The sequence below is a fragment of the Acidimicrobiales bacterium genome, assembly GCA_016794585.1.
GTDB lineage: Bacteria > Actinomycetota > Acidimicrobiia > Acidimicrobiales > DATDAH01 > JAEUJM01.
Genome location: JAEUJM010000042.1, coordinates 137,936 through 158,036 on the forward strand (window position 1 = coordinate 137,936; position 20,101 = coordinate 158,036).

The 20,101-nt window shown below is 71.3% G+C and carries 20 protein-coding genes and 1 tRNA gene; 4 read left to right on the forward strand and 17 right to left on the reverse strand.

What is annotated here, in order from left to right; genetic code table 11:
• Positions 1 to 83 precede the first annotated feature (83 nt).
• The 3 genes from JNK12_20540 to JNK12_20550 form a co-directional block, all read right to left on the reverse strand.
• Positions 84 to 698 (reverse strand): class I SAM-dependent methyltransferase, encoded by a 615-nt coding sequence (locus JNK12_20540; protein ID MBL8778339.1) that lies wholly within the window; start codon positions 696 to 698, stop codon positions 84 to 86.
• 156 nt (positions 699 to 854) lie between these two features.
• Complete coding sequence (locus JNK12_20545; GenBank protein ID MBL8778340.1) at positions 855 to 1,823, reverse strand: hypothetical protein; 969 nt, start codon at positions 1,821 to 1,823, stop codon at positions 855 to 857.
• Between the two features lie 118 nt (positions 1,824 to 1,941).
• Positions 1,942 to 2,106, reverse strand: a complete 165-nt coding sequence (locus JNK12_20550; protein ID MBL8778341.1) for a hypothetical protein — start codon at positions 2,104 to 2,106, stop codon at positions 1,942 to 1,944.
• Positions 2,107 to 2,203: 97 nt separating this feature from the next.
• On the opposite strand from JNK12_20550, the gene JNK12_20555 reads away from it, so the two are divergent.
• Positions 2,204 to 2,515 (forward strand): hypothetical protein, encoded by a 312-nt coding sequence (locus JNK12_20555; GenBank protein ID MBL8778342.1) that lies wholly within the window; start codon positions 2,204 to 2,206, stop codon positions 2,513 to 2,515.
• Positions 2,516 to 2,875: 360 nt separating this feature from the next.
• On the opposite strand, the gene JNK12_20560 is transcribed toward JNK12_20555, so the two are convergent.
• The 8 genes from JNK12_20560 to JNK12_20595 form a co-directional block, all read right to left on the reverse strand.
• Positions 2,876 to 3,508, reverse strand: coding sequence for a MerR family transcriptional regulator (locus JNK12_20560; GenBank protein MBL8778343.1), 633 nt, complete (start codon positions 3,506 to 3,508; stop codon positions 2,876 to 2,878).
• Positions 3,509 to 3,567: 59 nt separating this feature from the next.
• Positions 3,568 to 3,897, reverse strand: coding sequence for a YnfA family protein (locus JNK12_20565; GenBank protein MBL8778344.1), 330 nt, complete (start codon positions 3,895 to 3,897; stop codon positions 3,568 to 3,570).
• Between the two features lie 323 nt (positions 3,898 to 4,220).
• Positions 4,221 to 4,550, reverse strand: coding sequence for a hypothetical protein (locus JNK12_20570; GenBank protein MBL8778345.1), 330 nt, complete (start codon positions 4,548 to 4,550; stop codon positions 4,221 to 4,223).
• Between the two features lie 312 nt (positions 4,551 to 4,862).
• A complete protein-coding gene (locus JNK12_20575) occupies positions 4,863 to 6,164 on the reverse strand; it encodes a site-specific integrase (protein ID MBL8778346.1) in 1,302 nt (433 codons plus the stop codon).
• A 343-nt stretch (positions 6,165 to 6,507) separates the two neighbouring features.
• Positions 6,508 to 6,584 (reverse strand) — tRNA-Met (locus JNK12_20580).
• Between the two features lie 45 nt (positions 6,585 to 6,629).
• Complete coding sequence (locus JNK12_20585) at positions 6,630 to 7,043, reverse strand: DUF1801 domain-containing protein (protein MBL8778347.1); 414 nt, start codon at positions 7,041 to 7,043, stop codon at positions 6,630 to 6,632.
• A gap of 20 nt (positions 7,044 to 7,063) precedes the next feature.
• Positions 7,064 to 7,372 (reverse strand): type II toxin-antitoxin system PemK/MazF family toxin, encoded by a 309-nt coding sequence (locus JNK12_20590; protein MBL8778348.1) that lies wholly within the window; start codon positions 7,370 to 7,372, stop codon positions 7,064 to 7,066.
• Positions 7,359 to 7,610, reverse strand: a complete 252-nt coding sequence (locus JNK12_20595; protein ID MBL8778349.1) for a ribbon-helix-helix protein, CopG family — start codon at positions 7,608 to 7,610, stop codon at positions 7,359 to 7,361. The genes JNK12_20590 and JNK12_20595 overlap by 14 nt, the downstream gene beginning before the upstream one ends.
• Positions 7,611 to 7,755: 145 nt before the next feature.
• On the opposite strand from JNK12_20595, the gene JNK12_20600 reads away from it, so the two are divergent.
• The 3 genes from JNK12_20600 (at position 7,756) to JNK12_20610 (ending at position 9,547) form a co-directional block, all read left to right on the forward strand.
• Positions 7,756 to 8,019 (forward strand): ribosomal protein L7/L12, encoded by a 264-nt coding sequence (locus JNK12_20600; protein MBL8778350.1) that lies wholly within the window; start codon positions 7,756 to 7,758, stop codon positions 8,017 to 8,019.
• Between the two features lie 95 nt (positions 8,020 to 8,114).
• A complete protein-coding gene (locus JNK12_20605) occupies positions 8,115 to 8,621 on the forward strand; it encodes an Rrf2 family transcriptional regulator (protein ID MBL8778351.1) in 507 nt (168 codons plus the stop codon).
• Entirely contained in the window at positions 8,618 to 9,547 is a 930-nt protein-coding gene (locus JNK12_20610; protein ID MBL8778352.1) for an NAD(P)H-binding protein, read from the forward strand. The genes JNK12_20605 and JNK12_20610 overlap by 4 nt, the downstream gene beginning before the upstream one ends.
• A 124-nt stretch (positions 9,548 to 9,671) precedes the next feature.
• Here JNK12_20610 and JNK12_20615 read toward each other — a convergent pair whose 3' ends face one another.
• The 6 genes from JNK12_20615 to JNK12_20640 form a co-directional block, all read right to left on the reverse strand.
• Positions 9,672 to 11,681, reverse strand: coding sequence for a hypothetical protein (locus JNK12_20615; GenBank protein MBL8778353.1), 2,010 nt, complete (start codon positions 11,679 to 11,681; stop codon positions 9,672 to 9,674).
• A gap of 115 nt (positions 11,682 to 11,796) precedes the next feature.
• Positions 11,797 to 12,291 carry a hypothetical protein gene (locus tag JNK12_20620; protein MBL8778354.1) on the reverse strand — a complete coding sequence of 165 codons (495 nt, stop codon included), beginning with the start codon at positions 12,289 to 12,291 and terminating at the stop codon, positions 11,797 to 11,799.
• 5 nt (positions 12,292 to 12,296) lie between these two features.
• Positions 12,297 to 15,257: a UPF0182 family protein gene (locus JNK12_20625; protein MBL8778355.1), complete on the reverse strand. Its 2,961-nt coding sequence runs from the start codon at positions 15,255 to 15,257 to the stop codon at positions 12,297 to 12,299.
• 12 nt (positions 15,258 to 15,269) lie between these two features.
• Positions 15,270 to 16,325: an aminotransferase class I/II-fold pyridoxal phosphate-dependent enzyme gene (locus JNK12_20630; GenBank protein ID MBL8778356.1), complete on the reverse strand. Its 1,056-nt coding sequence runs from the start codon at positions 16,323 to 16,325 to the stop codon at positions 15,270 to 15,272.
• Positions 16,322 to 18,499 (reverse strand): DivIVA domain-containing protein, encoded by a 2,178-nt coding sequence (locus JNK12_20635; GenBank protein MBL8778357.1) that lies wholly within the window; start codon positions 18,497 to 18,499, stop codon positions 16,322 to 16,324. The genes JNK12_20630 and JNK12_20635 overlap by 4 nt, the downstream gene beginning before the upstream one ends.
• Before the next feature lie 21 nt (positions 18,500 to 18,520).
• Positions 18,521 to 19,819, reverse strand: a complete 1,299-nt coding sequence (locus JNK12_20640) for a PDZ domain-containing protein (GenBank protein MBL8778358.1) — start codon at positions 19,817 to 19,819, stop codon at positions 18,521 to 18,523.
• Positions 19,820 to 20,101: the final 282 nt, after the last annotated feature.

Consider the following 20,101-nt stretch of genomic DNA (forward strand, 5'->3'; position numbering starts at 1 on the left):
GAGTCCGGAGGTCCTACGGCTCGCGACGCCGGCTGACGGTTCGAGCCTCGCGGTCCTGCGAACCGACACAGGCAACCTGAGTGTCAGTAGGTACGGGTTATCACCGCTAGATCACTGAAGGGGGCCAGACGTGAGCCGCCGAGGTGGTGACGATCGACCGTCCACGCCGGGCTCCCCTCGAACACGGCCACATGCTTCGGGTTGTGATACAGCAACATCAGGGGGCTATCCCTTTGCGGCAGCGCCGCTATTCGCTCCCGCAACCGGTCCAACGTGTCGAGGTCGAACGGGTTGTAGAGGTAGAACAGCGAACCGTCCTCGGGCAGCAACTCGACGGCGTCACCGCAGACCACCGTGCAGCTCGAATGACGGTTCATGCGGGCGCTGGCGCGCGACGCCGTGCGAGGATCGATCTCGACCCCCACGATTCGGTGCTCGGGGTAGTGCACGGACCAATGTGCCAGGACCCGTCCCCGCCCACACCCGACATCGACGAGGACATCGCCTGGACGCACTCGCCCCGCAAAGATCCGGCGGAGGGCGACGTGGTCGCTGTTCTCGTGGTCGATGGACGATCGTCCTGGCCGCCGCCACGTGCCAACGACCGGTCGTCCAGAGCGAATGTCGACGAGTGCATTGCGCGCCCCTCGACCCAGGTAGACAGCCGACTGCAGCCAGGTTCTTCGGCTGGTACTCATCAACTACAAATGTAGTAGGGATGAACGGTAGTATCGAGCCGAAGGGCAAAGGGATCGGTTCCCGCGTGATCGCAGACGAAGGTGTTCGCGATCGGCAGGGCAGAAAGGGACCATTGTCCTGTTGCCCATCGAAGGTCCAGTCCTGGAGGCTCGGAGCTAGCTGTCGAAGGCCAGGTGCAGGTGATCCTGGTGGACGGTGTTGGTGAACGCCGCGCCGCCGGGGCCGTCGAGATCCCACGGCGAGCCCAACTCGGTCACGCCGAGGGCGAGCAGCTCGCCGGTGAGGGTATGGAGCGAGCCGGCAGGGTCGCGCTGGGAGAGGACCGGTTGGCCGTCCACCGCCCAGATGTCCACGCCGCGACCGCGGGTGTGGTTGCTGACCGACACGGAGTCGAAGACGTTCTGAGGATGGCCACTGGCGAGGACGGTGACCGAGACGGTGTGTTCAGCGGCCATGTCGAGGAGGAGGCCCAGCACGCGATCGTCGGTGCCCCCCCGCTGGATGTCCCACCGGGCCGAATCGGGAAGATCGATGGCGCTGTTGGCCAACACCTCGCTGGCGGTTGCCGACAGTGCGACGGGGGCGTTGGGCGGTGAACCACCGATCGACGCGACGCCCGTGACGTTCCAGGTCTGATCCGTGCGCTCCAAACGGACATCGACCGTTCGAGTAACCGACCGTTCCTCGCCCTCGCGAAGCAACCGCTGGCGCACCACGACCATGACCGAGGCCTGGGTGTCCGTGAGGCCCCCGAGTTGCGGGTAGACGATCTCGCCCACGGACGCCGAATCGCTGGCCTGGAGACCCGTGGCCGCGTCGGCGACCATCGGGTCGACGCCAATCGACTCGATGCCTGCGCGGACATCCGCCGGGGCCGTCCCGACCTCATAGGTGGTGATGGCTTGCACCGTGTCGGCCGCCAGTTGCTTCGCGTCAGCGGCAGGCTCCCCATCGAGGGGCGCGTATCGAACAGGCGCTGGCAGCGTGATTTCGGTCGTCGTCGTGGTGGACTCGACGGTCGGGGACACGAGGGTGTCCCCTGTCGCACTCAACGGAGCCCTCGTCCCGCTTGCGCACGCGGCCGTGACCAGCGCTACCACCGCTGCCGAGATCAGGGCCTTCACAGTGGTGGGGAGATTCGGACCCGTGCGCGCCCTTTGCGATCGACGCACCGGCAGCTCAACGACCCGACCCAACGTTGGTCAAGAGTCCGCTGGTCGTCCATCGCCCAAGTGCGAGAAGTCACGATCGCCACGGGTAGGTGAAGATCGCGATGGCGGCCAGCTCGAGGACGAGCAGGGCCACCATGAGGAGGTCCCAACGAAACGGGGGGCGATCGTCGTCCTTCCAGCTTGGCGAGGGATCGTCGACCCTTACGGTTTGCGCGCTGAGGTGATTGCGAACCATGAGGCTGCGACACTACTACCTTTGTCGTAGGTGGTTGAGGCACAGCGTTCGGCCGGGGTGCGTACGTCGCTGCTGTTCGGAGCCGTAGGTTTGGAGCATGGAGGTCGCTGTCCTGTACGTGCCCGCTTGCCCGAACCTGGACCGTGCTCGCCGACGCCTGCAGGAGGCTCTCGACGCCGCCCACATGGCGGCCACCATTACCGAGACCGAGATCTCGTCACCTGAGGACGCCAGTCGAATGAGGATGTCGGGCTCACCTACCATCCTCATCGACGGACACGATCCGTTCGCCGAGCCGGGTGACCGCGCATCCATGTCCTGTCGGCTCTACCGCGCGAGCGGAGCGATTGAAGGCGCCCCCTCGGTGGAGCAGCTCGTCGCGGTCCTGGAGCGATCGGCCTCGCCCTGACGCCAAAGGGGCTAGTGGTCGGCGCTTGTTATCGCCACCTTGACGGTGGGCGGGGCCACTGAGACCGGTCCGTCGACCTCCGCGTCGCCGCAGCTACCGCGCCGTCGGCGCCTGACGGTGAGCCAGGCCAAGGCCGCGACCGCAGCGGTTACCAGACCGGCAACCCCGATCACGACGGTGCTGGCCAGGCCAGCGATGGGCAGCCCGCCGAGCAACGCAAGGATCGGGCCCGCGCAACACGCGACACAGGCCACGACGCCCAACCCGACCAGGCCGAACCCGTCGCTCTTGGCCGATGGGCTGGTCATGCCGGCACCCCGAACAGGGAGTACACGATCTCTTGGGCATCGGCGGGCGCGGTCACCTCGAGGGCGGCGCCCCGGTCATCGACCGTGACTGCGAATCGGAAGAACATGCAACACGCCTGCTCGGCGACCACCAGGTCAGCGACCCGGGCCTAAGGCGTCCCAGGGGCAAAGGTGAGCCGCACCCCGCTGTCGATAGCGGTGCGGGCCACGACGGGAGCCAGTGCTTCTTGCCACTCGTCGAGCCGGCCCGGCATGTCAGCGGCGCGGACGAGGCAGGGTGCGTCGTGCAGCCGCAGTTGTCGTCGCAGGGCCCTTCGGGGGTGTGTTCGCTGAGGGCGGCGGCCGCCTCGCGGAGCTGGGCGCTGAACGCAACCATCTCGACAAGCCGCTCCTGAGTCTCGGTGAGCTTCGCCTCGACCAGGCCTCGGAGCCTGGCCTGGACCGGTTCGCACCGCTCGCCCTCCCAGGCGGTCACGAGATCGGTGATCTCCTCGAGGGTGCACCCGAGCTGCTTGGCCCGGGCGATGAACGCCAACCTGGCCAGCGACTGGTCGTCGTAGAGGCGGTAGCCCGCGTCGGTGCGCTCGGTGGGCGCCACCAGCCCGACATCTTCGTAGTAGCGCAGGGTGGTGGCCGGGAACCCGCTACGGCGGGCCACCTCGGCGATCTGATAGGTCGTCGTCATCCCGGCCAACGGTACGGCTTCGAGTCGACTCGAAGGTCAAGGGCGAATCTCGATTTGGTCTACCTGGGGGCGTACATGATGACAGCGACCCCGACCAGGCAGATCGACGCGCCGACGTAATCGAAGCGATCGGACCGGAACCCGTCAACGACCGTCCCCCAGACCAAGGACCCGGCCACGAAGATCCCGCCGTAGGCAGCCAGGATCCTCCCGAAGTCGTTTTCGTCCTGGAGGGTGGCGACGAACCCGTACGCGCCGAGCGCGGCGATGCCAGCACCGATCCAGACCAGGCCCCGATGCTCACGGACGCCCTGCCACACCAGCCACGCGCCGCCGATCTCCGCCAGGGCTGCAAGTCCGAACAGAAGGAGGGATCGGGCAACCGACATCTGCGAACGGTAGAGGCTCGAGTTGCTCGAAGGTCAAGCCGGAAGCACGTCGCCGTCGTCGCCGAACACGCAGTCGCCCGCCGCCCTCGACGAAGCCTGTTGCGCCTTCTTCAACTTCACCATCACCCGCTACGACGACGAGATCTGGTGGGACATGTCCGTCCCCGACGACGACATCGCCCGTGCGATCCTCGACGAGTACTACAACCTTCCCGACACCTTCGTCAGCCCAAACTGCCCACCGCCACATGCCGCCCATCCGTGGCCGGCAGCGAAAGCGACGCAGCCCACGAGCGAAACCCACCGGCGCGACGGCGTCACAATCAGCTTGCTCGTCCGGCGAGGTGGTCGAGGGCGACATCGCGGAGGATGCGGGAGATCTCGCCGCAGTCAGCGGCGGCGACGATCTCGTCGCGGGTGCCTGACTCGGGGAAGTCGGCGTAGGCGGTCTCGGCCCAGACCTCGTCGAGAATGTCACTCGGCCGATTGGGGTCGCGGCACCGGAATGCGGTCGGCGGGGCCAAGTCGACGACGGCAGCGACGAATGCTGCGTCGTCAATCTCGCCGGCGGCACGCCGATCGATGAGAATACGCAGGTCAGATCGCCCACCTTCAGGGCGAGTGCATGGGCTTCCTGATCGGTCAGCCTCCACCGTTGGTCAGCCTATTTGCAGCAACGATCAGGGCGGACTCCTCGCGAACGGGCCAGCGTCGGAACCTCCCGCCCTCACCAGCAGTCATCTCCATCAGACCCGGCCGCACAACGTCGACGGTGCCCACCGTTGAGCCGTCAAGGCAGCTTCCTCGTAGCCGACGGTCGCCACCGCCCCGGATGGCTCGAGGCGGCCTTCAGCGAGCGCGGCTCGCGCGGTTGGCGGGCCATCGACCAACAGGAGGTCACGGCCAAGAATTGAGATCGAGCTCACGCTCTCAGCAGGCATCGCAACCTCCTCGTCCGCCATATGTCATGCACTGCGACCTCGGCCGGGGCACATGGGTCGCGGTTCGGAATTGCCACCACGTCGACGGTCACCGCTCTGCCTCCTCGGTCGGCGCGTGTCCTGATCGCCGTCGTCAGGGCGGGCGTCGGGAATGGCCTGATTGCGCTCGTTCCGGACGAGCAGCGAAAAGGTGTCGGCCGCGGCGGCCTGCATGCCGGGGAGGACGTGCTGGTACACGTTCATGGTGAAGGCGACGTTGGCGTGGCCGAGGCGTTCGCTGACCACCTTCACGTTCACGCCGGCCTTGAGCAGCAGGGTGGCGTGGGTGTGGCGCAGGTCGTGTAGCGAGATCGCCGGCACGCCGATCTTGGCGACGGTGCGGTCGAACAGCTGGCTGAAGATGTCCGGGTGCATCGAGGTGCCATCGGCCTTCACGAAGACGAGATCGTCTGGACCGGGCTCGACACCGTCGCGTTCCTCGGTGCGGACCTTGTGCCAGTCCTTCAGCACCTGGACGACGTCGTCGTCGACGTCGATGGTGCGCCGGCTCGTGCCCGTCTTCACGTCCGAGATCGAGACCTCGTATGCCACCGACACCAGGGCCTGGCGCACCGACACCCGACCGGCGTCGAGGTCGAGGTCCCGCCAGCGCACCCCGAGCACCTCGCCTCGACGCATGCCGGTGTGTGCCGCGAAGAAGAAGGCCGGCGCCATGCGGTGCGGCGCGATCGCATCGAGGAACCGGACGAGCTGGTCGATCTCCCATGCCTTGATCTCGGGACGCTTGCGAGCCTGGAGCGACGGGGCGTCGGCGAGGGCGACGACGTTGCGGACGACGGTGCCCTTGCGCGCGGCGTCGCTCAGCGCCTTGTTCAACATCACGTGGATGTTGTGCACCGTCTTCGGCGCCAGCCCCTTCGCCGGGCCCTTCTCGCCCGGCCGCTTCTTGCGTCCACTCTTGAGCAGCGCCGCGTAGAACAGATCGATGTCCTCGGGGCTCAGCTGGTCGAGCGGGCGCTTGCCTAGCGCAGGGATCACGTGCAACTCGATGTTGCGCCGGTAGGCGTCGTGCGTGCTCTTGCGCAGCCGGGCCTCCTGGACCGGCAGCCACCGTTCGGTCAGGTACTGCCCGAGGGTGAGCTTCTCGCTGACCACGGTCTCGCCCCGGTGGCTGCGCTTCACGAGCTCGGCCAGCAGCTTCTCGGCGTCGCCGCGCCGTGTGCCCGCCTGGACCCAGCGTCGCCGGTACTGGCCGGTGGCCGGGTTCACGCCGTCGTAGACGACGGCGTACCACTTCTTGCCCTTCTTCTGGATGGTTCCGCGCATCATCGTCCCCTTCGGATCGAACCGGATGGGGACATCGAGCAGCGGACGAGGCCGGCGACCCCGCGACGTCCGGCGGGGATCTGGCGCTGCGCCTTCGACCATACGCCTCGAGAACCCGAAGGTCGACCCCCCAGCCCGCCGAGGCCCCTGCTTCGTCGTCGACGCGGGGCGCTCGGCGATGCCTTCACGAGGGGCTGAGATCCCGTCCCGTGGTGCTGCGTACCGTTGCCGCGTGGTCCATCCCAGACCACACAGTAGAAAAAACAGTAGAAATCTGGCTGCTGGGGCATGGGAGAGGCCCTCCTCGATGTCTCGAAAAGGGCCTCTGACCAGGTACTTCAGTTGGTGGCGGGGGCAGGATTTGAACCTGCGACCTTCGGGTTATGAGCCCGACGAGCTACCAGACTGCTCCACCCCGCATCGGGCAGGGTAGCGGCGGCGCCCCCGGGTCGCCAACCCGCTCGGTCAGCCCTTGTGCTGCGCCGCTGCCTCGGCCACGACCTCGGCCAGGACATCGAGGTCGAGGTGCTCGAGGCGCTTCACCCGGATGCACGACTTGCCCACCGACACCTTTCCGAGTCGGTCGGCGTTGGCCTCCGCGAGGTACTGGTCGCCCTTTGCACCCATCACGTAGATGCTGAGGGCCTGGGCCCCGTCCATCATCGAGACGACGAAGGTGTCGCCCTCTCGCCCGGACTCGTAGCGGTAGTGGAAGGGCCCGTACCCGAGGAACCGCCCGTCCCGACCCACCCCGAGGGCCGGCGCCGCCCGCCGGATGGTGGCGTCGACCGCGGCGATGAGCTCCGCCCGCCCTGATCGCGCCTCGGCGATGAACTCGTCCACCACCGCCGGCCGACTGCTCGATCCACTCCCGGGCATGGGTCCGGATGGTAGGTGGGTCAACACCCCGTCGCCGCGGCCAGCACCCGGCAGGCTTCGGCTCGTCGCGCGGGTGACAGCACCGCCACTCGGCGGCGGAACGCCTCGCGCGGCAGGGTGTGGACGTTGTCGAAGTTCACGACGCACTCGGTGGGCACACCGTCGGACACCGGATCGAGTGGTAGTTCGGACAACAGACCACGGACCGTCCGGGTGAGCGCGGCCACCACGACCGCGCCGATGCGATCAGCCACGGGATCGCGGGTCAGGACCAGCACCGGGCGATCGCCGCCTGGGGTCGCGGCGAACCAGACCTCACCCCGTTGCATCGGCCCAGTCGGCCCAGTCCTCCGCTGGCCCCCAGTCGGCGACCGCCGCCAAGGTCGACTCACCCGCATCGAGCGGGATCGTGACCCATGTCTCGGCGTCCCGCTCGCTGTCCAACCGGAGGAGGTGGAGACGCAGGGCCTCACGCAACAGCTCCGACCGGTCGATCTCCAGCCGGGCCGCCCAGGCCGCCGCCCGGGCGGCAGTCGCTTCGTCGAGCCGGAAGCTGAGCATCGTCATACAGTTTGACTCTAACGTATGACGCATCCTCGATGCCTCCTGAGGTGGGGTGTGGTGGGGTGGAAGGTCGCACGCCACATGGTGGCGAAGGGGTCTGACACCGACCGGGAGAGACCGGGACGCCGGATGGGGCAGGCTGGGGGGCATGGACGACGCGCTTCAGGCCCAGCAGACCAGTGCCCGCATCGCCGACCTCAACGGGCGGCTCGAGGCCATCGAGTGGAACATCGCCCGGCTGCTCACCCAGGCGGGGATGGCGTGGGAGCAGCCACCGGCGCCCACCGGGCCCGACGCCGAGGTGCTCGCGCTCGTGCGGGCGGGCAAGACGATCGAAGCCATCAAGCGCTACCGGGAGATCACCGGCGTCGGCCTGGCGGAGGCCAAGGCCGCGGTCGAGCAGATGGGCTGAGCCGGCCCGTCCGCTCACCTCCGCCACCGGGGTGGCGACGCCCTCCGACGACTCTGAACCTGGACAAACTTTATCCGGATAGTTAGCATCCGGATATGCGACTGGGCGAAGGCGTCGAGTGGGCCATCCACTGCTGCACCCTGCTGGCGATGCTCCCCGAGGGCGTCGCCCTCCCCGCCACCCGGCTGGCCGAGTACCACGAGGTCACCCCGAGCTACCTGGCCAAGCACCTCCAGGCCCTGCGCGAGGCGGGCATCGTCACGTCGAGCGCGGGACGCCACGGCGGCTACCGCCTCGCCCGGGACGCCGACGACATCACCCTGCTCGACGTCGTCCTCGCCGTGGAGGGCCGCCAGCGCGCCTTCCGCTGCACCGAGATCCGCCGCTGCGGCCCCGCCGCCGTCCCCGAGGCGACGTACCCGAAGCCCTGCGGCATCGCCGCCGCCATGCACCGGGCCGAGGACGCCTGGCGGGCGGAGCTGGCGGCCACCACCGTCGCCGACATGGTCGGCGAGGCGCTGCGCAACGCGCACCCGGCGTCAGTCGAGAAGGGCGGCACCTGGATCCGTTCCATCGCCAACGCCAGAGGAGGCACCCCATGACCACCGATCCCAAGCACGTGTTCGTCGCCGGCGCCACCGGGGTGGTGGGCCTGCCGGCCGTGCGTGCGCTCGTCGCCGACGGGCACCGCGTCACCGCCGTGGCCCGCTCCCCCGAGAAGGCCGCCGCCCTGCGGGCGCTGGGCGCCGATCCCGTCGCCGTGGACCTCTTCGACGCCGCCGCGGTCAAGGGCGCCACCGACGGCCACGACGTGATCGTCAACCTCACCACCAAGATCCCGCCGACGGCCAAGGCGTGGCGGGCCGCCGCCTGGGCCGAGAACGAGCGCATCCGCCACGAGGTGTCCAACCACCTCGCCGATGCCACCCTCGACCACGGCGCCGAGCGCTACGTGCAGGAGGCCCTCGCCTTCGCCTACGCCGACCATGGCGACGCGTGGATCGACGAGGACGAGCCCCTTGACCCGCCGCCCGGCCTCGAGGGGGTGCAGCACGCCGAGGCCAACACCGCCCGCGTCACGGCCGCCGGCGCCGTCGGCGTCGTCCTGCGCTTCGGCAACTTCTACGGCCCCGAGTCGTCCTACACCCACGACACCTTCCGAATGGCCCGTCGGCGCATCAGCACCGCACTCGGCCCCGGCGACGCCTACTGGTCCCCCGTGCACGCCGACGACGCCGCGACCGCCGTGGCCGCCGCGCTCCGCGCGCCGGCCGGCGCCTACAACGTGGTCGACGACGAGCCCCTCACCCGGAACGAGAACGACCGGGCCATCGCCAACGCCCTCGGGGTCGGCCCCCTGCGCCGCCCACCTCGCCCCGTCGCCCGCTTCGCCGAGGGTCGGGCGCCGATCATGACCCGCTCCGTCCGCGCCTCGAACTCGCGGTTCAAGGAAGCGACCGGCTGGGCGCCGGCGTTCCCCAGCGTGGTCGAGGGGTGGCCCGCCGTGGTCGCCGCCCTCGACGTCTGACGCACCCGCTCCATTCCGGGACCACCGGGACGTCACCGGCACCACCAGCGTGATCCCAGAACGAGGCCGCGGCGCGAAAGGGTCAAACACCGTCGAGGGCGCCGTGCCGGGTGACGCAGTGAGATCAGGTGTCCGCCGCCGTGGCGATGGTGCGGGCGAGGTCGGCGGCGCCGTGGAACGCGCCGACGAGGGCACCGGGGCCGGCGGCGTCGCCGAGGACGTGGACCCGGGTGGGCGCCACGATCCCGTCGGCCCATGCGGGCGTCGGCACCGGGACCGGGTCGGCGAGGATCACGGTGTCGACCGCGCGCTCCTGGAGCTCGCCGCCGCCGACATCGACCCGCAGCGTGGACCCGTCCCACGACGGCGCGGCCCGGGTGAGGAGCTCACCGCCGGCCGCCAGGTAGTCGGCCACCATCCGGGCCCGACCGGGCATGCCCAGCTGGGGCGCCACGTAGGCCTCGGCGCTCACCAGCACCACGGTCCGGCCCCGGTCGACCGCGGCGCGGGCGATGGCCAGCCCGGCCTTGCCCACGCCTACCACGGCCACCCGCGCGCCGACGGTCCCGTCGTCCTCGCGCAGCCAGGCACCCAGGTCGGCCACGCCGAGCGCGCCGGGCAGGGCCGGGTCGGCGGGCTGCCACGACGCGCCGGTGGCGACCACCACGTCGTCGAACCCCTCGGCGCCGGCCGGGTCGTCGAACGGACGGCCGCAGACGACTTCGACCCCTGCGGCCCGCACCTGGGCCTCCAGCCAGTCCCGCAGCTGGGCCAGCGGGCCGTCGAGCGCCCCGGCATCGGCCAGGCGCCCCCCGAGGGCACCGGCCGCCTCCTGCAGGCGCACGTCGGCCCCCGCCCCGGCCAGCAGCCGGGCGACCTCCATCCCCGCGGGCCCTCCCCCGACGACCAGGACCCGTCGCGACCCCCCGAGCGCGAGCGCGGGCTCGGACTCCCGGCCCAGGTCGGCGTTGATCGAGCACTCGGCGCGCTCGCGCAGGGCGATGTTGCCGATGCACCGGTACTGGTAGGCGCAGGGGCGGATGGCCTCGCGCTCGCCGCCGGCGAGCAGACGGGGCAGGTCGGGGTCGGCCAGGAGCCGCCGTCCGAAGGCGATCACGTCGGCGCCGCCGTCGGCGAGGATGCGCTCGGCCTCCTCCGGCTCGTAGCGGCCGTAGGTGATCACGGGCAGACCGGTGCGGCGTCGCACCTCGGCGGCGAAGCCCGGCAGGTCGCCGACGGTGTGGGGCGCGTAGGAGTCGGTGGCCGACGTGGCCACGTCGGTGTTGGCGTAGGCGGTGACGTGGACAGCGTCGATGCCCGCGGCCTGGGCGAGATCGATGACCGCGCACTGCTCCTCGAACACCTCGCCGACCTCTCGGTGGTACTCCCGGGCGTTGATGCGCATCCAGAGCGGGAACGTCGCCCCGATCCGCTCGCGGATCGCGCCGATGACCGTCAGCAGCAGCCGGGCGCGGCCCTCGAGGTCGCCACCCCAGCCGTCGGTCCGGGTGTTGCGGGGGGACAGGAACTGGTCGAGCAGGTAGCCGTGGCCGGCGTGCAGCTCGAGGCCGTCGTAGCCAGCCCGCACGCAGCGCTCGGCGGCCTCGGCGAAGCGGTCGACCACCCAGGCGATGTCGTCCTCGTCGGCCACCCGGAAGCCGAGCTCGGCGCCGGGGGCGAGGAACGGGGCGCTCATTGCGGCCATCTCCTCCCGGGGCGCCAGGAAGCTGAGCGCGTCCGGGGACGGCCGGGCGGGCTCGAAGGGCACGAGCCGCCCCCGGCCCTCGACGAGGTCGAGGAAGGCGTAGAAGCCCATGTGGTTGAGCTGCGCCGCGATGCGGCCCCCTTGGCGGTGCACGCCGGCGACCAGGCGCTCCATCCCGGGCAGGTAGCGGTCGTCGGAGACCGCGGGCATGCGCTCGTGGTTGGCGCCGTGCGGATAGGCCACGCACGCGGTGCCCTGGATCAGCAGGCCGGCGCCACCCCGAGCTCGGCGCTCGTAGAAGGCGGCCTCACGGTCGCCGACGCTTCCGTCCTCCTCGCCGAAGAGGATGCCCATCGGGCACATCGCGATGCGGTTCGGCAGCGTGAGGGTGCCGATGGCCCCGGGGCTGGTGAGGTGGGGGAAGTCCAAGGCGCCGGTCCGTGTCCCGCTCGCCGTCGCCCGCGGCACGGGCGGCGTGGAGGCCCGACCCTACGCCGCCCGACGCACGCGCCCGGACGACGGCGTCCCGGCGGTCCGCTCCGCGTCAGCGCCGGCGGTGGAAGGTGGCTCGCCAGAGCCCGGTGAGGGGCATCGGGGTGAGGGCGGCGAGCGCCGCGAACATCCACTCGAGCATCACGCTGGCGTCCACCGGGGCACCAGGGCGGGCCTCGATCACCAGGCCCCGCTTGGGGTGGTCCTGGAGCATGCGCCACCCCTCGGGGACGGGCAGGCCGGCATCGTTCAGCCGCCCGACGGCCCGACCGCCCGACGGATGGCGCAGCCCGACCGACAACGGGGTGACCCGGTCGCCCTTGCGCTCACCCGGCACCCAGCTGGCGTCGGGGAGCGCGGGCCCGCGGGCCGAGAACACGTCGAGCCACGAGCGCGAGACGGGCGGGAGGGCTTCTTCGTCGAAGAGGGGCTCGAAGGTCACCCAGCCGTCGAGCTCGTCGGAGACACGGACCATGGCCGCCTCGACCTCGGCCGCCGCCTCGCTGCCCAGACCGAAGTCGAGGACCTCGGGCCCGCTGCGACCCACCCGGGTCAGGCGCTGCCGTCAGGCGGCGTGGTCGTGGTGGTGGTCGTGTCCTCGCCACTGAGGTCGCCGGCGCCGAGGTCGATGGCCTGCTGCACGAGGTCGCGGGCCTCGTCGACCTTCGTCTGGTAGGTGCCCAGGTCGCCGTCGGCGAGGGCCTGGTCGGCCTCCCCGAACAGGTCCTCGGCCTGCAGCAGCAGGGCGGCGATCTGCTCCTCGGCGGTGCCGGTGGGCGCTTCGAGGTCCTCCCCGCCGGGATCCTCGACGTCGTCCCCACCGGGGGTCTCCTCGAGGGTGTCCGGGGCCTCACCGAAGATCGCCTCGAGTGCGCCCTTCAGCGTGGACCGCATCTCGACCTGGTCACCGAAGGCCACGATCACGTTCTTCAACTGGGGCACGGGCGTGTCGCCCTGCGCCACGACGTACAGGGGTCGCACATAGAGGAGCGACTCCTCGATGGGGATGAGCAGGAGGCTGCCCAGCTTCACCGACGAGCCCTGCTGGTTGAGCAGGCTGATGCGCTGGCTGATCTCCTCGCTCTGCAACATGTTGGCGTTGACGATGGCGGGGCCGTCCACCTCGAGGTTGGGCATCTCGTAGACGCGGAGCTGCCCGTAGTCCTCGGGGTCGGAGAGCCCCACCATGAACGACGTCAGCTGCTTGCGCTCGTCGTTGTCCGACACCGGCACGAACGACCGCAGGATGAGGAACTCCTCGTTCTCGCGGTCGGGCAGGCGCATCTGCAGGTAGTAGGGGTCGATGCGCCGCTCGCGGGTGCTGATGACCTGGCCCTGCTCGTTGCGGGTCTCGGTCTGCGCCGCCCCGGTCACGTCGGTGCCCGGATCCTGCGCGACCTCCCAGCCGTCGGTCTGCTCGTAGAAGTCCTGGGCGTCGCCGATGTGGTACTGCGCCCACATGTTGGTCTGGACCCGGAAGAGGTCCTCGGGGTAGCGCAGGTGCTCCTCGAGCCCCTCGGGCATGTCCTCGAAGTCGGCGAACAGCTCGGGGAAGGCCTCTCGGTAGGCCTCGACGATGGGGTCCTCGCCCGGCATCTCGTAGAGCACGACGGTGCCGTCGTAGGCGTCGACCACGGCCTTGACCGAGTTGCGCACGTAGTTGAACGCACCGTTGAGGCCGGACTGGGCGTCGAGTTGCTCGGTGTCGGCCGCCTCGGCGTAGGGGTACATGGCGCTCGTGGTGTATCCATCGAGCACGTAGTAGATCCGCCCGTCGAGGATCACCGGGTACGGGTCGGCGTCGTAGCGGAGGAACGGTGCCAGCGTCTCCACCCGCTGGCGGACGTCGCGCAGGAAGATCAGCCGCGAGTTGTCCTCGACGAAGTCGGAGATCAGGGGGTCGATGTCGCCGAAGCGGAGGGCGAACGCCGCCTGGCGCACGAAGGAGTTGAGCTCGACGCCGCCCTCGCCGTCGTACTCGAAGGGGACGGTCTGATCGTCGTCGCCGACGTAGTCGACCTCTTGACGGTTGGTGCCGACGATGGCGTAGCCGGTCTGGTCCTCGCCGATGTAGAGCTGCGGCTGGTCGACGGGCAGGTTCTCGGGCGACGTGACCGGCACCCCGGACACCACGAAGTCCGGCTGACCAGCGGAGTTCACGGCGTTGGCCGGGGCCATGGCCGCCCCGTAACCGTGGGTGAAGGCGAGCGTCTTGCCCTCCCAGGACTGCTGGGGCACGCCCGCCTCGTTGAGCTCACGGGCCCCGATGACCACCTGGGTGGTCTGCCCGTCGAGCTCGTAGCGGTCGACGTCGAGGTCGTTGAAGCGGTAGAAGCCCCGGTCGGCCTGGAGACGCTCGTAGGTGTCGGCCACGATGGCCGGGTCGAGCAACCGGATGTTGCGGACGGTCTCGGCGTTGTCGATGAGGTCCGACGCGCTGAGGTCCTCGTCGTACTCGAAGGTCTGGGTCTCGACCTCGGCCAGGTTCATCGCGGCCCGGGTGGCCTCGATGTTGTCCCGGATGTACGGGCGCTCCTTCGTGGACTCCGCCGGCTGCACCTGGAAGCGCTGGATGAAGGTGGGGTAGATCCCACCGGCCACGATGGCCACGAAGGCCCACAGGCCGACCGCCAGCACGGGCAGCACCCAGCCGCGCCGCCAGATGTTGGCGATGAACAAGAAGAACGACAGCAGGGCGATCAGTAGCAGCAGGTAGATGGCGGGCAGCTGCGCGTTGACGTCGGTGTAGGTGGCGCCCTCGACCACCCCACGGGTGGACGTGGTGAGCTCGTAGCGCTGGAGCCAGTAGTCGGCGGCCTTGATGAGGGCGAGGATGCCGAGCAGCACCGACAGGTGCGCCTTCACCTGCGGGGTGACCCGCTGGAGCGGGGCCTGCACCCGGATGCCGCCGTTCAGGTAGTGGGCCACCGCGGTGACGATGAAGATGATGATGAACGCGGCGAACAGCCAGTTGACCACGAAGCTGAGGAAGGGCAACTGGAAGACGTAGAAGCCGATGTCGGTGTCGAAGAGCGGGTCGGTGACCCCGAAGTCCACGCGGTGGGTGAACAGGATCCACGAGTTCCACTGGCTCGACACGCCGGAGCCGGCGATGACCGCGAAGAGCAGCGCGACCCCCACCCGGACGGCCCCGGAGCGCCGGCCCACGGCCTGGTGATAGCGCTCGAGGAGCTCCTCCTCGGGGCCGGCGGGCCGGAACTTGGGCGCCAGTCGGTCGGCGATGATGAGGTTGACCAGCAACAGGACGAAGAAGACGCCGGTGAAGATCAGCCCGAGGGCGATCCTGGCCCCGAGCACCCCGCTCCACACCTTCTGGAGCCCCAGCGAGTCGAAGAAGAGGTAATCGGTGTAGAAGCCGGCGATGCCGCGCAGCGAGGTGGCCAGGAGGAACAGGGCCACCGCGGCGACGACGAGGAGGATGCGGCCCCGACCGGCTCCGGGGCGCCGTTCCCGGCCCCCCGGTCCACGGGGCATGTCGGTGGGCGCTCGCATGACGCCGTGAGCCTATCGGGGGACCTGGGCACCTCTGGGGTCGGCCCCCGGTGGACCTCCGGCCACGAGGGCCGCCACGACGTCGATCGCCGCCTCGATCCCCGCCGCCGAGACGTCGAGGTGGGTGACCGCCCGCACCCGCCGGCCCACGGGCCCCATCCGCACGCCTTCGGCCTCGATGGCGGCGAGGAAGGCACCCAGCGACCACCCGTCGGGCGGGTCGAAGTACAACATGTTCGTCTCGGGCGCCTCGACGCCGATGCCCGCCGCCCGGAGGCCCGTGGCCAGGCGAGCGGCGTTGGCGTGGTCGTCGGCCAGACGGTCGACGTGGTGGTCGAGGGCGTGCAGGCACCCCGCCGCCGCGATCCCGGCCTGGCGCATGGCGGCCCCGAACATGTGCTTGAAGCGCCGGGCCCGGGCCATGACCTCGGCCGGGCCGGCGATCACCGCGCCGATGGGGGCGCCGAGGCCCTTGGTGAAGTCGATCCAGACGGTGTCCACGAGACCGCCCCACACGTCCGCGGCCACTCCGCTGGCGACGACCGCGTTCAGCAGCCGGGCGCCGTCGACGTGCACGGCGGCTCCCCGCTCGTGGGCGAGCTCCGCCACGTCCCGATAGCGGTCGAGGGGCCAGATGGCGCCGCCGGCCATGTTGTGGGTCTGCTCGAGGGCAACCAGCGTGGTGGCGGGGATGTGCACGGTGCCGGCGACGAGGACCTCGTCGAGCTGCGCCGCGGTGAACGTGCCCCGGTCGCCCGGCAGCTGCTCGAGCAGCACACCGCTCATGACCGCCGGGCCGCCCGTCTCGTAGCGCAGCAGGTGGGCGTCGCGCTCGATCACGACGACGTCGCCGGGCTGGGTCTGCGCCGCGACCGCCAGCCGGTTGCACATCGTGCCGGTGACGGCGAACAGCGCGTCCTCCTGACCGAGCAGCTCGGCCACCCGCCGTTGCAGCTCGTTGACCGTCGGATCCTCGCCCCGCTGCTCGTCGCCCACCTCGGCGCCGGCGATGGCCTGGCGCATGGCCGGGGTCGGGCGGGTGGCGGTGTCGCTCGACAGGTCGATCATGGACTGGGCTCCTCGGCCACCACCAACGTGCAACGACAGCCGTCGTGGGCCGGCGGGTGACGGTGGCCGGTCGGGAACCGGTGCCCGCGGCCGACCGGACCGGCCAGTGCGTTGTCGGCGCACTCGGGGCACGCCGCGTCCTCGTCGTCGAGGGCCCACACCAGCGCGGCGGACCGGCCCACCCCGGCCAGCAGGCCGGCGTGGAACGCGCCGCGGGCGGCGTCGGCCGACCCGGCGCCGACGCGACGGGTCTTCCACTCCCGGAAGGTGGCGCGTGCCCGGGCCGATGCCTCAGCTGTGTCGGTGCCCGCCTCGCCGAAGCTGCGGGTCAACCGCTCGTGCAACGGCTCGACCAGCTCGGTGGCGGCGGCCGTCGCCAAGGGCTCGACGGCCGGAAGCCGGGCCCGCTTGCCCGGTCCGGTCGAGGCCATGGCCGCTCCGGCCACCTCGGCGAGGGGAGCCTCCGCGGCCGACGCGAAGCGGGCCACCAGATCGGCCGGGTCCCCGAGCACGCCAGGCTCGTCGGCCCGCTGCCCGCGCCCCACCTGACGCAGGCGGTCGAGCAGCTCGTTCTGCTCGACCGCCAGCACCCGCTTGAGCGCGCTGGCCAGCCGCTCTCCGGCGGCGGCGATGGTGGCCTCGACGTCCAGCGGCGGTGACGGGTCGGCGACCGGCTCGTCGGGCGCGTCCTCGACGGACGCCGCGTCCGACCCCTGGACGAGCGGCTCGGAAAGCACGTCCTCGTCGGGGGTGGCGAGCTGGGGGTCGGGCTCGGGCTCGGGCGCCGGCGCGACCTCGGGCTGAGGCTCTGCGTCTGCCGACGCCGCTGCGGCCGGCTCGGCGGGAGCGGCCGGTTCGTCGTCGAGGGTGGCCTCCTCGAGGGCATCGGCATCGAGACCGTCGGTGTCGGGATCGGTGCCGGTGCCGGTGCCGGTGCCGGTGCCGGTGTCGGGATCGGCGTCGGTGTCGGGATCGGCGCCGGTCCGCTCGAGCACGGACCGGGCGTCGGACACCGCCTCGGCGCGGGCCGCCCGGAGGCTGGCGAAGAGATCGTCGAGGTGGCCGGGATCGACCGGCGACAGCCCGGGGGCCGCCTCGTCGGCGTCGGCGTCCTCATCGTCGGCATACTCGGTGGCGTCGTGCTCGGCGGTGACGGCGTCGTCGGCGTCCGCCGTGGTCGAGTCGTCCGCCGTCGCCGCCCCGTCCTCGTCGGCGCTGGCCGCCGCGTCCACCGCCGGCCCATCGTCGGCCGCGGGGTCCTCCGCCTCCGCTCCACCCCCGGGACCGTCGCCCTCGGCCTGGTCCGCCCCGTCGGTCGCGGAGGCGTCGAGCTCGTCGTCGCCTGTCTCGACCTCCCCGGTGTCGTGGGTGTCGTCGGCCTCGCTCGGCTTGGACCCGTCGTCCTCGACCTGACCGACACCGTCCGCACCGTCGGCGTCGGTGTCCGCGTCGATGGGGGCCTCGAGGGGCACGATGCGCACGTCCTCGAAGTCGGCACCCAGCTCGACCGGGGGCATCTCCCGCACGTCGCGCTCGCCCAGCAGCGAGCCCTCGGTGCGGCCGGGCTCCGGCTCCGGCGCCGCCGCTTCAGGCTCGGGGCCGGGGGCCACGAGAGGCAGGCCCACGAGACGGGCGGCCTCGATCTCGTCCTCGAGGGCAGCGACCGCCACCTCGTCGTCCTCGCCGGCCACGTCCTGGTCGAAGCGCCGACCGGCCGCCTCGGCCGCCAGGCGGGCCTCGGGCAGCGCGCCCCGCATGTCCTGGGTGGCGGCGTCGATGGTCTGGCGGGCGCTGTCGAAGGCCTCGAGCAGGCGTTCGCGCCCCGCCATCAGCTGCTCGACCTGTTGGCGGGCGTTGCGGCGACGGCGGGCCAGGTCGCCCAGCATCCGCTCGCGCACCCGCTGCGCCTCGGCCACCATCTCGCGACCCTCGCGGCGCGCGTCCTCGGCCGCCTCCTCGATCCGCGCCGCCGAGGTCTCCCGCAGCTCCCGGAGGTGGGCCTCGGCCCGGCCGAGCTGCTCACGGAGCTCGTGTTCGCGCTCGGCCGCCTCGCGCAGGGCCTCGCCCACCGAGTGCAGCAGCGCTCGCACCTCACCCGTGTCGTAGCCCCGGAACGCCGTGGAGAACTCGGTGGCCGCCAGTCGGTCGGGGTCGATCGGGCCGGAGGCGGACATCGCCTCCGATGGTACGACCGCTCAGCCGTCGGCGGACTGATCCACCTCGGGCGCCTCGAGGTCGAGGGCGTTGCCGCCCAGCGCGTCGAGGGCGCGGAGGGCGTCGTCGAGGGTCTCGACGCCGATGACCTCCACGTCGCCGGCCCGGGCCCGGGCCTGGTCGGCCTCGCTGGCAGGGACGAGGAACACGTCGGCGCCGGCCTCACGCACGGCGGCGGCCTTCTGGCCGATGCCGCCGATGGGCCCGACGTTGCCGTTCCCGTCGATGGTGCCCGTGACCGCGACCTGCGCCCCACCGGTGATCTCGCCCGGCGTGAGGACGTCCAGCACAGCAAGGGTGAAGGCGAGGCCCGCGGAGGGGCCGCCGACCTGGCCGGTGTCGATGGCCACCGGGAAGGGGAGGTCGAGCACCTGGTCGCGGGTGCCGAGGTTCACCCCGAGCAGGGGTCGATCGGGGTCGTCGGGCTGGGCGCCCAGCTCGACCACCTCGGTGCGCACGGGCAGCGGCTCGTCGGGTGACGCCGTGGCGCCCCCCTCGTCGTCGCCGCCCTCGTCCTCGCGCTCCTCGCCCTCGTCCTCACCCTCCGCACCCTCGTCGACCGGCTCGATCGAGCTCGGGTCCCGCTCGAGGCGGAGGCGCACCTCGTCGCCGGGCTCGTGCGCCTGGATGCGCTCGACCACCTCGTCCGAGGTGTCGGTGCGGTGGCCGTCGACGGCGACGATCACGTCGCCGGGCCGGGCGATCTCGGCCACGGGGAGATCCGGGGCCACCCCGAGGATCACGGCCCCGGTGCCCGACTCGACGTCGAAGCCCAGGTGCTCGAAGGCCACCTCGGCGGCGACGTCGACCGAGTTGTCCATCATCTGGAGGTTCACCTGGCGGTTCTCCTCGGCGCTGTGGTCCCCGAGGACCACCTCCTCGTCCACGACGTCGGTGTCGGGGTCGAGCCACCCGAGGAAAGCCGTGAGGGCCCGGGCCGGGCGGGTCGACACCGTGGTGAAGAAGATGGCGCCCTCCTCCGGCGGGTGCTCCGGCCCGCCTTCCACGGACACCAGCGGCTCGGTGGCCCGCACCGAGCCGGGCGCGATCAGGTAGTACGGCAGCCGGATGAACATCGACGCGACGAAGGCCACGAACAGCAGCGCGGCCACGATGACGAGCGCCCAGCGCAGGCGGTGGTAGCGGGGCCGGCCACCGGTCACGGCGTCGCTCCCGTCACCGGCGCCGCCGATCTCGCCCGACTCCCCCGGGCGAACGGGGTCGTCCGTGCCCGGGGCCGCTTGCGGGGCGGGAAGTACAGTGTCGTCTCTCGTGTCCACGTCGTTGATCAGCCTGCTGGTGGTGGGCGGGGCGCGTACCGCCTCGGGGTCCCCGTCGGCGTCGGCTGCCAGCCTGCCACGGGGAACGTAAAAATGGCGTACGGCCATCAGGGCGAGTCCGAGGTGTCCGACGCCGGCCCGGACGCGACACGGCCGGTCGGGGGCACGGTCCCACAAGCCGCACGTCCTCGACCGGCCGAACCTTCCGCCGTCGCTGCCCCGTCCCGTCGGCGCCGCACGGCGCCCCGGTTCCCGGGGTCCTACTCGTTCGACCCCGTCCCG